Annotated in this window: 13 protein-coding genes; 9 read left to right on the forward strand and 4 right to left on the reverse strand. The window is 45.7% G+C overall.

Features of this window, described 5'->3' with window-relative positions:
• Nucleotides 1–243 precede the first annotated feature (243 nt).
• The 6 genes from DW205_RS00440 (at nucleotide 244) to DW205_RS00465 (ending at nucleotide 8582) form a co-directional block, all read left to right on the forward strand.
• Nucleotides 244–3543, forward strand: coding sequence for a TonB-dependent receptor (locus DW205_RS00440; protein ID WP_005868049.1), 3300 nt, complete (start codon nucleotides 244–246; stop codon nucleotides 3541–3543).
• 35 nt (nucleotides 3544–3578) lie between these two features.
• The gene (locus DW205_RS00445; RefSeq protein WP_005868052.1) at nucleotides 3579–5342 is read left to right on the forward strand and encodes a RagB/SusD family nutrient uptake outer membrane protein; all 1764 of its coding nucleotides are present in this window, start codon (nucleotides 3579–3581) and stop codon (nucleotides 5340–5342) included.
• A gap of 110 nt (nucleotides 5343–5452) precedes the next feature.
• Nucleotides 5453–5842: a hypothetical protein gene (locus DW205_RS00450; protein WP_005868054.1), complete on the forward strand. Its 390-nt coding sequence runs from the start codon at nucleotides 5453–5455 to the stop codon at nucleotides 5840–5842.
• 179 nt (nucleotides 5843–6021) lie between these two features.
• Nucleotides 6022–7143 carry a DUF4249 domain-containing protein gene (locus DW205_RS00455; RefSeq protein ID WP_005868056.1) on the forward strand — a complete coding sequence of 374 codons (1122 nt, stop codon included), beginning with the start codon at nucleotides 6022–6024 and terminating at the stop codon, nucleotides 7141–7143.
• A gap of 131 nt (nucleotides 7144–7274) precedes the next feature.
• A complete protein-coding gene (locus DW205_RS00460; RefSeq protein ID WP_005868058.1) occupies nucleotides 7275–7502 on the forward strand; it encodes a DUF3791 domain-containing protein in 228 nt (75 codons plus the stop codon).
• Nucleotides 7503–7616: 114 nt separating this feature from the next.
• On the forward strand, nucleotides 7617–8582 hold the full coding sequence (locus DW205_RS00465) for a YhcG family protein (protein WP_229105743.1): 966 nt from the start codon (nucleotides 7617–7619) through the stop codon (nucleotides 8580–8582).
• Between the two features lie 377 nt (nucleotides 8583–8959).
• On the opposite strand, the gene DW205_RS00475 is transcribed toward DW205_RS00465, so the two are convergent.
• The gene (locus tag DW205_RS00475) at nucleotides 8960–9457 is read right to left on the reverse strand and encodes a glucosaminidase domain-containing protein (protein ID WP_005868062.1); all 498 of its coding nucleotides are present in this window, start codon (nucleotides 9455–9457) and stop codon (nucleotides 8960–8962) included.
• A gap of 41 nt (nucleotides 9458–9498) precedes the next feature.
• Entirely contained in the window at nucleotides 9499–9957 is a 459-nt protein-coding gene (locus DW205_RS00480) for a hypothetical protein (protein WP_005868064.1), read from the reverse strand.
• Between the two features lie 141 nt (nucleotides 9958–10098).
• Between DW205_RS00480 and DW205_RS00485 the strand changes: the two genes are divergently transcribed.
• From DW205_RS00485 to DW205_RS00495, 3 genes are all read left to right on the forward strand, one after another.
• Nucleotides 10099–10320, forward strand: a complete 222-nt coding sequence (locus DW205_RS00485; RefSeq protein WP_005868065.1) for a DUF4248 domain-containing protein — start codon at nucleotides 10099–10101, stop codon at nucleotides 10318–10320.
• Between the two features lie 177 nt (nucleotides 10321–10497).
• The gene (locus DW205_RS00490; RefSeq protein WP_005868066.1) at nucleotides 10498–10824 is read left to right on the forward strand and encodes a hypothetical protein; all 327 of its coding nucleotides are present in this window, start codon (nucleotides 10498–10500) and stop codon (nucleotides 10822–10824) included.
• A complete protein-coding gene (locus DW205_RS00495) occupies nucleotides 10779–11441 on the forward strand; it encodes a nucleotidyl transferase AbiEii/AbiGii toxin family protein (RefSeq protein ID WP_005868067.1) in 663 nt (220 codons plus the stop codon). Before DW205_RS00490 ends, DW205_RS00495 begins: the two co-directional genes overlap by 46 nt.
• A 219-nt stretch (nucleotides 11442–11660) precedes the next feature.
• On the opposite strand, the gene DW205_RS00500 is transcribed toward DW205_RS00495, so the two are convergent.
• On the reverse strand, nucleotides 11661–13832 hold the full coding sequence (locus DW205_RS00500) for a BT4734/BF3469 family protein (protein WP_005868068.1): 2172 nt from the start codon (nucleotides 13830–13832) through the stop codon (nucleotides 11661–11663).
• A gap of 119 nt (nucleotides 13833–13951) precedes the next feature.
• Entirely contained in the window at nucleotides 13952–14296 is a 345-nt protein-coding gene (locus DW205_RS00505; RefSeq protein ID WP_005855952.1) for a hypothetical protein, read from the reverse strand.
• Nucleotides 14297–14408 lie beyond the last annotated feature (112 nt).

A 14408-nucleotide genomic window follows, 5' to 3' on the forward strand; every position in this document is an offset into this window, starting at 1 on the left:
AATAGATTGTATTTTTTTATGCGGTTTTTAACATATTGTTGATTCTTGTGAAGGTGTCTTTTTGTTAACAAGAATAAGCCTTATTGGGTCTATAATAGCTATTTGTACGAACACATATCCGCAAGTTCAAGGGAATGTGAAAAAAATATGCATACTATTGTTGTTTATTAAGAATAATAATTTATATTTGTACCCGTATCCGAAGAGTGGATATAATTATTAATGTTAACCTATTTTTGTGTTATGATGAACAAACAGTTGGCTTTTGTTAAAAGCGGGCTGGGTTTGGCACTTTGTTTCCTTATGGTCGGTGCGGGTGTAACCCCTCCAATCCATGCGTCTAACGCGAATGTGTCCATCTCCCAGCAAGCTAAGAAAGTTACCGGTACGGTAACTGACGCAAAGGGTGAACCCCTTTTGGGTGTGAATGTTGTAGTAAAAGGTACTACAAACGGTACGATTACCGACCTTGACGGTAAGTATTCCTTGGAAGTTGAGCCCAACTCCATTTTAGTCGTTTCCTACATTGGTTATGTATCTCAGCAAATTCCTGCTTCGGGAGAAGTGGTAAATGTGACTTTGAAAGAAGATACGCAAAACCTAGATGAGGTAGTAGTAGTAGGTTACGGTACGCAGCAGAAGAAAGATATCACAGGCTCCGTGGCGGTAGTCGATACGAAAGACCTTTTGGCATCTTCCGGATCTTCCGCTACCCAGCAGTTGCAAGGTAAGGCTGCCGGTGTATATATCGGTCAGTCAGGTTCCCCCGGTTCCCAGTCTATGGTTCGTATTCGTGGTATCAATACGGTTAATGATAATGGTCCGTTGTACGTAATTGATGGCGTATCAACACGTAACCAAGATTTAAGCTCCTTGAACCCGAACGATATCGAGAGTATGCAGGTATTGAAGGATGCCTCCTCCGCCGCTATCTATGGTGCGCAGGCGGCCAATGGTGTTATCTTGATTACGACGAAAAAAGGTACCCGATCCGGTCAACCTAAATTGACTTATGATGGATATGTCGGTGTTCAGAAAACAGGCAAGCGCTATGACGTTTTGAATTCTATGGATCGTGTGAACTTGGAATGGGACGCAAAGGCTAGTAACTATGCATTGTTAGGTTCCAATGAACTTCCTTCACACGTGCAATTCGGAACAGGTGAACGTCCTTCTATTCCTAATTATTTGACGCAAGCTGGTGCGGGTGGTCGTACGGATATTAATCCCGGCGATTATAATTACCCGGGTACGACTTATGCGCCGTTCTCTGACACAAATTGGTGGGATGAGGTAGACCGTGCGGCTATGATTCAAAACCATCAAGTTGGCTTATCTGGTGGTACTGAAAAGGGACAATATAATTTAAGTGCGAATTACTTCAAGCAAGATGGTACGGTTATTGATTCTTACTACCAGAGATATCAAGTACGTGCTAACACCTCTTTCAATGTTCGTGATTGGTTACGGGTAGGAGAGAATTTAACTTATGCGTTTACGAAAGATAATGGCTTGAACTCTAGCGGCGCTGAGAGTAATCCATATTCTTGGACTTATCGTGCTTCTCCTTATGTACCGGTATATGATATCGCAGGTAATTTTGCCGGTTCAAAATTCGCTGGAACGGGTAACTTCCAGAACCCGGTTGCCAATCAAAAGAGAAATAAGGATAATTACTATACACATAACCGCGTATTTGGTAACCTATGGGCAGAGGCCGATATTATCAAGGGATTAACTTTTAGAACGAATTTCGGTTTGGACTATACGAATGGTTATTATTATCGTATGGAAAAGAAGAACCCTGAGTTTTCTGAGTCAATGGGCCAAAACAATTTTGAAGAGCAATCTGATTTTAATTATCGTTGGGTTTGGACTAATACTTTGACTTACGACAAGACATTCAATGAGGTTCATAAATTGACTGTCTTGCTTGGTACCGAGGCTATTCGTGATGGTTTGGGACGTACGCTGAAAGGTCGTCGTTACAATTATTTGTACGAGGATAATACGAATACTTGGGAGTTGAATATGGGTGAGAATAACGCACAACGTATCGCAGAATCAAAATATAAAGGTGAATTTGCCTTGTTTGGTCTGTTTGGGCGTGTAGATTACGCTTATAATAATAAGTATCTGTTGACAGGTATTATCCGTCGTGATGGTGTCTCTCGTTTCTCGGAGAATAATCGTTACGGTGTATTCCCTTCTATCTCTGCTGGTTGGCGTATCTCTGAAGAGGCTTTTATGGAGAAAACAAAAGACTGGTTAGATGACTTGAAGCTTCGTTTTGGCTTTGGTGTTACCGGTAACTCAGAAGTGCCTCGTATTACGAACTTCGCCTACGAATATAGAACATTGCCAAAGAAAACAAACTATGACTTTACGGGTTCTAATACCTCTACCTCTTTAGGTTATCGTTTGGATAAATTTGGTAACGAGGATACGAAATGGGAGACCACCCAAATGTTTAATGTCGGTTTGGATGGAACATTCTTGAACGGCAAATTCGGTGCCGGATTGGAGTGGTACTATAAGAAAACGACAGATATGTTGATTGCGGCTCAATATTCCGCTTTGGCTGGTGAATCTTCAAAACCGTACATCAACTTTGGTGATATGAAGAATACGGGTGTTGACTTCAACTTCAACTATCGAGACAGTAAGGGCGATTGGTCATGGGATTTCTCTTTGAACCTATCTCATTATAAGAATGAGGTTGTTAAGATCTCTGAGGCTGATGATGCTTCTATGTGGGGAGGCGGTACACGTATCTCTGGTAATGTAACTCGTACGACAAAGGGACATGCTATCTCTGAGTTCTATGGATATAAGGTGAATGGATTCTATGAGAACGTAGATGAAGTACTTGCGTTACCTCCTCTGGGGCAAGATGTTAAAAATGCGGAGGACGCTAAGGCTTGGGTCGGTAAGTTTAAATTTGCTGATACAGATGGAAATGGTAAGTTAGATGGAAATGACCGTACCTTTATCGGTTCTCCTCATCCTGACTTGATCGCCGGTTTGAACGCTACTGTAACGTGGAAAAACTGGGATTTGACGGCATTCTTCTATTCAACGATCGGTAATGATTTGTTCAACAATACGAAGTACTTTACTGATTTCTGGTTATTCGAGGGTAATAAATCTTCTCGCATGAGAGATTTGTCTTGGAAACCGGGTGCTGACAATAGCAAAGCTGTCTTACCTATTTTGGATTATGGTGATACCTATTCAGGAACGAACTCTAGCTCATACTATGTAGAGAATGCCTCTTTCGTTAGATTGAAGAATTTGGTCCTAGGTTATACATTCCCGAAGGAGTTGATGAAGAAGGCTACTATCTCTAATTTACGTATTTATGTGCAAGCGGAGAACTTATTCACCATTACAGGATATGATGGTTTGGATCCCGAGTATACAAATGCGGAAATGAAAGATGTGGATGACAACGGTGTCGGTGCTGACTTGAAGAGAGGTATTGATATGGGCGGTTGGCCTTCAACAAGACGTTTCTTGTTTGGTGTAAACTTTGCGTTCTAAGGTGTGTATGTTTTAATTTAATTTAAAGAATCATTATGAAAAGTAAATATATTTTGGCGATAGGCTGTCTTGCTGCGCTTTCATTTAGTTCTTGCGGCGATGACTTCTTGGGGAAAGAACCTCAAGGAGCATTGACACCGGACGCTCTAGCCAATCCAACGGGTGTGGAATTGTTAACTGTTAGTGCCTATGCAGGCTTGGCTGTTCCGGTGGATGGTTATGATCCTTATCAAGCATCTCCATTTAACTGGGTATGGGGTGGTATTTATGGTGGTGACGCCAATAAAGGTTCCGACCCGGGTGACCAATCCGTGGTGAATGAGATAGAGATGTATAATACTCTGTCTACTAATGGCTATATAGCGCAGAAGTGGGCGTGGGTTTATGTAATGGCTAAACGAGTGAACTTAGCTCTTCAAGCTTGGCAAGGCGCTGAAGGTATGCCGGGTATGAGCGATACCGATCGTAAAAGCCGCTATGGTGAGTTGAAGTTCTTGCGTGCATTGGCTTATTTTGAGGGAATTCGTGTGTTTGGTCCATTTATTCCTTGGGTTGATGAGACCTATACGGAGAATGATCCTAAAGTACATAATGATATTAATATTTATGATAATGTACTGAAGGATATTGACGATGCGATCGCTAATCTTCCGGAAACTCAGACTGAAGTTGGTCGTGCGAATGTTTGGGCTGCGAAAGCATTAAAAGGTAAAATCTTAATGCATAAAGGAGACATCGCTGCCGCGAAAACTGTTTTAGCTGATGTCGTGAATAATGGTACAACCAGTAGTGGGGCAGCTTATGGATTGGAGGACGATCTGGATAACAACTTCAATGCGCTGACTGAGAATGGTAAAGAGGCTATTTTCTCTGTTCAATATTCTGCTGCTGACGAAAACACTGGTGGTGCTCCTTTCTGTCTGAATTATCCGCATAACTCAGGTCCCGGTGGATGCTGTGGTTTCTATCAACCTTCTTTCGAATTAGTGAACTCTTTCCAAGTGGACGCGCAAGGTTTACCTTATTTGAATGGTGAATATAGAAATAAAGCGACTGTTTCAAGAAAAGGTACGGGAACAAATGAGCCATTTGTCGTAACAGATAATAGTATTGCGGTAGACCCTCGTTTGGATTTTGCTGTAGGTCGTTATGGAATCCCTTACAAAGATTGGGGTATGCCTAAGGATGATTGGGTTCGTAACCCTGTAAATGGTGGTATCTTTATGCCGAAGAAGCACGTGTTTAGTAAGGCAGAAGAGGCCGCTGGTATGAAGAACTTATTTAATGGTTGGGCACCGGGGTCTGCTATGAATATGCAATATCTTAGTGTGCGTGACATTAAATTGTTGTACGCTGAAGCTTTAGCTGACGCTGGTCAATTATCTGAGGCGATGACACAAGTAAACGATGTTCGTAGACGTGCAGCTTTGGATGTGAATATTATTAAGTTAGAAAACGGTCAAGCGGCCGCAAACTATAAGGTCGCTGAATATCCTACATCTCATGCGGCTTTCACAAGCAAAGATGTTTGTATCAAAGCGATCCGTATGGAGCGTAAGCTTGAGTTGGCGATGGAAGGTGAGCGCTGGTTCGACTTGGTTCGTTGGGGTGGTGATGTAATGTCCTCAGAGTTGAGCGCTTATATCAATTACGAAAAGCAATATATTCCGAAATTTGCGGCAGCCTCTGTGCTTCCTGCGGCAAAGACTATGCTTCCTGTTCCTGATGACCAAGTATTGACCATGGGTAACGACGAGAACGGCAAACCTTATTTGGTTCAGCCGGATGCTTGGAAATAAAATATTTATTTCGAATTGAGAATAGGATACTTGATTTGCAAGTATCCTATTTCTTGCTTGAAGTAAGTTTGTAGTTGTATATGTATTTATTAATTTAAATTTTTAGAGCCATGAAGAAAGTTCTGTTTATTATGCTTGCATTATTATCAATGCAGTTTATGTATGCTCAGCAAACTAATATTGACGTGGACAAAGAAAATATAGAAGAGTCTATATTACAAGCTAATGCGGCAAATGGGATAGTTGCTACTATATCAGGCCCTATTAACGTAACACTAAATGGGGGTTATGCCCAAGAAGAGTATCATCTGGAATATAGCCCTTTAATACCGGGTGCTAGATTGGAATGGAGTATACGAGCACCGCAAGCTTATATAACACCTTGGACAAATCATTGTTCGGTTAGTTTTTATGCAGTTGGTAGCGCTCGTTTAGTATGCGATATTTATGATGGTAATACGTGGGTTGGCGCTGGGACAACTTATATAAATATAAGGTAATGGTATATTAAAATATCTGAAATTAAGAGGGGCGATTAAGATTTCTGATAAAAACTTAATTGTCCCTTTATAATTTAAAAGGATGATTTTAGAACTTAAAGTTTTGTTGTTATAAGCCTTATTGATATGATTTTTTATCAATAGATTAATGAATTTTCCCAACCAAAGAAAGTGTATATATGAAAAGATTATATATGTACATAACAGGGTTACTAACACTCATGGGTTGTATCTCCGATTATGAGCCTGATATTGTGAACCAAATAGGTGGTTTGCTGGTAGTGGATGGTTTTATAACTAATGATACGACTCGGATACGATTGAGCCATAGCGTAAGGATGTTGGATGAGTTTGAGGAAGGGGAGTCGATAACGGATGCGAATGTTTTTGTTGAATCAGATAAAGGAGCTGTTTTTGAAACGTTGAACGTGAGTAAAGATGGAGTTTATACAATACCGATGGGAGAGTTAAATCCTGCGTATAAATATAGATTATCAATAAATTGGAATAATAAAGAATATAAATCGGAATATTTGAATCCTCTAGATACTCCGGTGATCGATAGTATATCTGTTGAAAGTTCAGCATCAGAAACTCCTGTATATATCTGCGTAACTACACATGATAACAAGGTAGAGCCAACTTATTATAAATGGACTTATCAGGAGATATGGGAATTCCATGTAGATCTATTTGCAAACGCTGGTTTTTTAGATGATAAATTCACTTTATTTCAGAAGCATACATCTAAAAATACTTATTATTGCTGGGGACGTGATAGTTCTAAGGCGATGTTATTGGAATCGACAAATAAACTGACTGTAAATCTTATCTATAAGAGAAAATTGATAGAGATCCCCCGTGATCATGATAAATTGACAATGCTTTATTATATAGACGTTAAGCAAAACCGTATACGTAAAGAAGCGTATGACTATTTTGTGAATTTACAAAGGAACATAGAACAGGCTGGGAGTATTTTCTCTCCAATTCCTTCGGAAAGAAGAGGTAATATATCTTGCGTATCAGATCCTAAAGAATGGGTGATAGGCTATGTGGATGTAACTAATACAACGATTATGAAACGCTTTATGCCGGAACTAAGAGATTTCTATGAAACTTCTTATGACTGTGCGAAAAATATCTTAACAGGAATAGCACCAGATGGTTATACCTATTACATTTATAGTGGATCACCAACCACTCCAAATATTTATGCTCCTTTTCGCTGTGTAGACTGTACCCATGATGGGCGAGGTACCAAGAATAAACCCTCTTGGTGGCCTACGGATCATTATTGATTATTGAGGTGGATATATGCTTGGGATTAGGTATAAAAGATATATATTCGATCAAAATTTACCGATGGCTTTTTAGAAGCGGGTTTATGGAAAATACCTATATTTGTAAAAACGTATAATTGAGAATCGGTATGAATAGTGATATATTGAGGGATAAGGCGGAATATCTGATGTCGCTTATCAGTCATTTTGCCGAGCGGAATGGGCTAAGTATACCACAGGTCTATCGTTATGTCAAACGATATGGTGGCATATGTTTGGTTGACGAGCATTATGACATTATGCATACGTTGAGATTCATCGATGCGTTGGAATCAATGACTATGTACATGAAACGCCAAGGAGGGGCTGTGGGATGATTAATTTATTTTTATTATGGCAGATGATATTTTGAATTTAGCCACATCGGAAGAACTATTGTATAATGATGTATGTGGCATTATAGATGGAGTACGTGTAAAGTAGCTACCTATTTGAATACTGAGATATGTATGACGAATTGGTATGTAGGCAAACGTATTAAGGAAGATATACTATACAATCAGCGTGCCGAATATGGTAAACAAGTCATCAAAAAATTGGCTACCCGGCTAACTGTAAAATATGGAAGCGGATGGGGATATGGTAAACTCAAACATTGTGTACGCAGTGCGTATCTTTTTTCAGAAGACGAGATTGGATACGCGGTGCGTAGCCAATTGACTTGGACTCATCTTCGTTCGCTTATGGGAGTAAAAGATGAGCTAGCTCGCTCGTTCTATGTGGAAATGTGCAGAATGGAGCATTGGGATACTCGCACACTTGATGAAAAAATAGATTGTCAACTTTATGAGCGTACAGCCATTAGCCGTAAACCCGAAGATATGATACGCAAAGAGCTGAACGAGATAAAGGAAAACAACCAGCTATTGCCCGACCTTATATTTCGCAGCAGTTACTTTCTTGATATGCTTGGGCTTCCTGATATATTCTCGGAGAAAGATCTCGAAATGGCAATTCTTTCCCAAATACAGCTTTTCATTAAGGAAATGGGGACAGATTTTGCTTTCCTTGACCGTCAAAAGCGGATTACCGTAGATGCGGTTGATTACTATATTGATTTGCTGTTCTTCCATCGTGGCTTAAAGCGTCTGATAGCGATCGATCTCAAATTGGGGAAGTTCAAGCCCGAATACGAAGGGCAAATGTTACTATATCTTCGCTATTTGAACAAGAACGAGCGAAAAGAAGGTGAAGAATCTCCAATCGGGTTAATTCTTTGTTCGGAAGGCAATACAGAGCATATCGAATATCTAATGCTTGACGAAGATAGTCCGATAAAGGTAGCGCAATATTACACAAAACTACCCGATAAGAAAGTGCTTTCCGAAAAATTGAGGCGAGCGATATCAATCGCAAGGGAACATTATTCCGAATTACGACAAACGAAAGATATATGACACTATTTTACCGGGTACGTAACTCGTGCCCGGTAAAAGAACTTAATCTTTGATATTCCCATTTCCCCTAATAGCCCCAGTACTTCAAGAGGCACCCTGCGCACCCCGCTATAAGGAGGGTGTAGCCGGAGATACCCAGCCAGTCCGCCCCGGGGGGCGGTGGGGAGGAGGGGTGCCGTCGTGGCGGAAGAGCGTCAGCGAGGCGCCGATCGCCGCTAGCGTCACCTCCGTCTCCCGCATGAGGAGGGAGAGGAGGGCTAGCAGGAGAAGGAGCAGCGCCGGTAGCGTCTGTCGTTTCGGGAACAGGGGGATGCTGCGGGAAGATGACCCGGAGGAGCGCCGTGAGGCAATGGAGGATGAGTTCAAGGTATTTCATTTTAGTTGACAGTTGATGATAGGGACGGCATCTGCCCGCCCTTTTGATTAACGATTGATAGTTGCGAGCTGATTTTTCGGCAAAGCTGGACGATCAGCTTACGATAGGCTTCCCGGTTGTCGCCGTTCACCTCGCTGATGTAGGGGCTGTAGGCGATCTCCTTGGCGAAGGCCGTAGGATTGGCGCTCATGTCGGCCGCCCGGGGATAGGCCGAGCGAAGCAGGCGGCAGTAATCCATGAACGAGCACTTATCGTCCGGGTAGATCCGGAAACGTAGCGAGCGGGGCGACAGCTCCGTCCACCGGCCGGTCCACCATACGTTGGGCAGCCCGTAGGCCGTGATGCCGAAAAAGTTATGATACTCCCGGCAGAGCGTACTCTCGCCCCAACCCGTCTCGATGGCTGCCTGCGCCAAGATCACCACCGGATCGATCCGGAACGCCCGCCCGGCCTCCCCGGCCAGCGGAGCGTATTCACGTATAAAAACAGAAATCTCCATACCACTTAATTTTCAATTTTCAATTCTCAATTTTCAATTCCCTAAATCTCGTCCGGGCTCTCGGAATCGCTCCCGCCACCTCCCGGGGTCACCTCCCCGTTCGAGTACTCGGTGTACTCGCGGAGCTTGGCCGTCAGCTTGAGCGAGGCGCTGGAGAGGTTGCCCGTGGCACGGGCACGGAGGCGTACGCCGGTGATATTGCCTTGCGTGGAGAAATCCTCCGGCGTGACGGCCCCCTTCGAGCGGATGCCCACGCTGAAGATGCCGAGGTCGTCTATCTTCACGTTCTTGCCGTCCATCAGCAGCTCCTTGATACAATTCACCATGTCCTTCAGCATGCCGTGGATGGCGCCGGTGGAGAAGGGGGTGTTGTGGGTGGACATGTGCTCGGCCAAGGCGGCGATGTCTACCGTCTCCTCGCATACGGCACGGGCGTACCACTTGTTGAAGGTTGTCACGTTCTTCTCGTTCTTGTTTTGATACTTCTTGTAGCGGATCATAATGTGTTGTTTTTTAATGTTGATACAAAGATACGGCAGGGCATGGGGGCTTTGTCGCTTTGGGTGACTTAGGGTGATTTCGGGTGAATTATTTCTCCGGAAAATGATGGATATATGCCGGAGATTCACTATCTTTAGGATATGGAAACGACATTCAAGATACGAGCGTACGGGCGGATGGAGCTGGCCGAGGTCTACCTGCCCGACCTGCATCCCCGCTCGGCCCACCGCAAGCTGCAACATTGGATAACGATCTATCCCGGCCTGCCCGGTCGCCTCCTTTCGCTGGGTTATCACGAGGGCGAGCGGGTCTATTCGCCCGCCATGGTGCGGGCCATCATCGAGTCGCTCGGCGAGCCGTGAGAGCCGGATGGTATCCGGGTGGAATAGGGTCGCTAAGTCAATGGAACGCAAGACGGATTCCATTGACTTAGCGACCGTATCTCATTGGTTTCCGAGCCGTGTCTCAATAAAAAGCGCATGGAAATTGTATACCCCAGTAAAATACAGTAGATTTGTATATTATAAAAAGGATGGAAAATGACTATATTTGATGAATATAAGACATATACAGGAGACTCTTCAATCTCTCCCTCCTTGCTTTGGGAGTATGACCTGTCACATTTTGACTGGTGGAAATCCCGGAAGATTGTGGTACAGCGTGTCATTGAAAGAGGATGGTTGAAGGATTTTTATGCCGCATTCAATTTATATGGAGGTATAGAGGGATTCCGGGAAATAATAAAAGAACTCCCAAGCTTATCTCCACGAGACATGAATTTTGTTTGTATTGTCTTTAATCTTGAAAAGGAGGAACTAAAATGTTACACACGGAAGTTGTCTCGGGAAAAACACTTGAACTCCTGAAAAAGCTGGAAGCGGAAAATGCGATGACCCGTTTTAATCTGGCGGGAGGAACTTCTTTAGCCCTGTATTTAGGACATAGGAGAAGTGTGGATTTAGATCTTTTCACTCCGAAACCGTTTGATGCGGCGGAATTGGAGAGATTTCTTATGGATAAATATGGATTCCGTACCGGCTTTATGGAGAGGAACACCTTGAAAGGTTCCATAGACGGAATAAAGATTGACTGCATTACCCACTCTTATGAGTATCTTGAAAAGCCATATATCGAGTACGGTATAAGATTGTACAGCATGCAGGATATTATTGCCATGAAGCTCTCTGCCATCGCCGACGATGGGTCACGGCTAAAGGATTTCATCGACATCGCTTTCCTCTCCACCCGTTTCCCTTTCAATTCCATGTTGGGAATGTATGAGCGTAAATTTCCGGGGGCAAATGTCATCAGGCCCTTCAAGGCCATTACTTATTTTGAGGATATAGATTTCGATGAGGATATCGTTATGCTGAATGGCAAATACGATTGGAGAGCAATTGAGAGGAGATTGGTTGATATGACTAGAAATCAAGATAAGGTCTTTGATTCGTTCCCATTTCCTCTGAAGGGAAAAAGGTCTTGATTTGTAATAGAAAGGATATCCATAACTCTTTTTGAGGAGCTTTATGAGCTTCGCTGAAACATAGCGGGGTGCGCAAGGGTGCGCATCTTTACGTGTTTTCCTAAAACTTTTCTGGTAAATGTAAATTTGTGTCACACTGCTGTGTGTGATACAAATTTATTTATTTCTAAAATGTTTTTCCAACCACTCTTTTTTGCGCACCCCTGCGCACCCCCTGCTTTAAAATGGAAGTTTAGGATTCGCTGTATTGTTTTGGTTATCAGTATGATTCTTTTCATCTTCCTTCTTCGTTCCCTTTTCTTCCGGGGTGCTCAAAAAATTGTCTTTTACCTGTTCCGGAGTGATCTCTACGACCTCAAATAGGCGTTTTCCACGTATTGTCGTGAGCTTAAAACCGTGTTTTTTCAGCACCTTGCTCAACGTAACTATATTGGAACGTGTCGGCGTGATACGTGTAAATACACTTAGTTTCGTCATAATATCGCTCGCCGTAAGATACTGTGGCGTGTCGAAACGCTCCGGTTTGCGGAAATAGGTGAAGAACAATTCCTCCTCGGGGCTTCGCTGGCGGAAGGTCTCGTTGTTCTCGTTGATCTTCCGGATGTCTTCGCCGGAGAACCAGTATTTCTCGCCCCGGCGGAAGAGGGCGAGAGCTTGGGCGTAGATGTCGGCGTGTCGCACGGGCGACTGGTAATCGATCCGTGTGGCCTCGAAGCAGAGGAAGCGGCGAGACTCGTTATCGTCCGGCAGCGATTGCAAGTCGTTCACCGTGGCGGCGAAGGAGGCGTGGCGTATCTGCGTCTCGGCATAGTGTCCGTACGGGCGGCGCAGGTAGATGACCCCTGTGGAGGTGAGCGCCTTGAGGCGGTTCAGATCGGCGTAGCTCTGGCCGGACATCTCGTCGATGACGATCAAGAGGCAGTCCACCATCATCTGCGGGAAACCCTTGCTATAGGGATTGACATTGCCCGTGAAAAGATAGTCCCGCAATTCGGGCGGCACGAGGTTCCGCAGCCACGAGGTCTTGCCCAGCCCCTGCCCGCCGGCCAGCAGCAAGATGGTATGGTTTTCCACGCCTAGCTCCATGGAGCCGGCCACTTGCGCGATAAGCCAGCGCTTGAGGCAACCCCGCCAGAAGGCGGGCCGGGTGGTGTCCACGGTATCGGCCAGCTGCCCGATCCAGTCCGTCACCCCGTCCCACGGGGCCAGCCCCTCGAAATACGAGCGGAAAGGGTGGAATGTCTCGCTGAAGTCCGACATCAGTATGGCCCGGATGTCGTTATGCGAGCAGTAGTGGCCGTCCTTCAGGAGACTCCGCCAGAGCGAGTTCACCCAGTAGTCGGTCACCGGCTTGAAGACCGGCTTTTGACCGTTCCGCTTCTTCTTCGTGGCTACCTCCACGTACCCCCTCACGCCGTTCTTGCGGGTGAGGAAACGCTCGGATATATAATTCTCCACGGCGACCACGTCCAGCGGGCCCCCGCCCTTTTTCCGGGAGGTGGCGGCGCTCGTCTCGGCGGCGTGCTCCTCCACGTGGCTGTAGGCGCTCTCGATGGCGGCGAGGCGCTCCTCCGCCGGCAAGTCGGCGAAGGCGGTAGCGGCGTAAGCCTCCATCTCGGCCCGCTTCACGCCCAGCCGGTTCGCCCGTGCGGCCATGACGAAGATGAAGTTATTGCGGTTGCCCTCGGCGTAGAGGCCTTTCCGCTCGGCGGTCCGGCGTGCCTTCTCCAGTGGCGAGGCCACCTTCCTTTCCTTCGCCCCGGGAGCCGTCTCGCTAACCTCCTCCTTCCAAGTAAGGGGTAGCGGGGCGAGGCCCTCCGGTAGCTCGCCGGTACCCTCCAGCCAAGGGCGGTAGGCAGGCGAGAGGTATAGGGCGGGATCGTCCGATACGAAGCAAAGCCGCCCGATGTCGCTGCCCGAGGTATCCAGCTCCACGCCGAGCCGGGCGGCGTACCAACGGCTCATGGCCTCGTAGACCCTCCGGTGATTACCCGGCGTGGCGGTCTCGTCCGTGGCGGCGTAGGCGATGAGTTTCGCCCCGTCGCCGCTGGGACTGCGGAAATACGCCACGGTGTAGGGCGCTTCCGTGGCGAGCGGGGTGATACGCTCCAGCTCCCGTTCCCCTACGTGGTCGATGTCGAGTACCACCAATTGGTTGTAACGGGTGATGTGAGGGTCGAGGCGTTTCCCGGAGTAGGTGGCCTGTGGGGTGAAAGCGGGCAGTTTTTTCTTTAGTTTGGCGGCCCGTTCCTTGTCGCCCGACGCTAGCGCCTCCCGCGTCTCGTCGATGAACTGCTTGTACGTTCCTCTTTGGATGTTTTCCAGTACGCCCGCTAGCGAGGCGTCTCCCTTGTATCGTCCGAAAAGGGCGAATAATGACGTGTTTATCATACTATATTTTTAAGTGATAAAAAAAGAGCCAGTGTCTCTGGCTTGATGCCGCTAAGGTAGGGAGGCGCTTTGGGACGCCTCCCAAGTTTTAACTTTTGTTGTGAAAAACGGGAAGCTTGTTATTCATGCGCTTTCCCGTATTCCTCCTGCGCCGTCGAGAGGATGCTCCGGAAGCTCCTTGGCTCCGGGCAGCCGTTGGGGTGTATCTCGAACACCTCGTCCAGCGCCCGTATCATGGCTTCCCGGTTCGTCTGCCCGTTCACCCGGAACCGTTGGTCATCGAGGATGGGCAGCGTCAGCCGCACGAAGTCTTTCACGGAGCCCGTGTAGATGATCTTCTCCCGTTTAACCAGATCCTCCTCCGGCTGGTAGTCTTTAAACAACTTATGCGCCCCTTTCGCGTCTTTTTTCAAGTCCACCCATGCCTTTTGGGCATTTTCCAGACTATCCAGTAGCTTTCTCACGCTTGTTTCCGCTTCCCGGAAACTGATTTTTTTTCATATATGATTAATTGTTAAAGTTAAAAACGTCGCAAAGGTACATTATCTGCGTGATAATTCCTCGGAAGTTGTTGGT

This window comes from Parabacteroides sp. AM17-47 (genome assembly GCF_003434625.1).
Taxonomy (GTDB): domain Bacteria; phylum Bacteroidota; class Bacteroidia; order Bacteroidales; family Tannerellaceae; genus Parabacteroides; species Parabacteroides distasonis.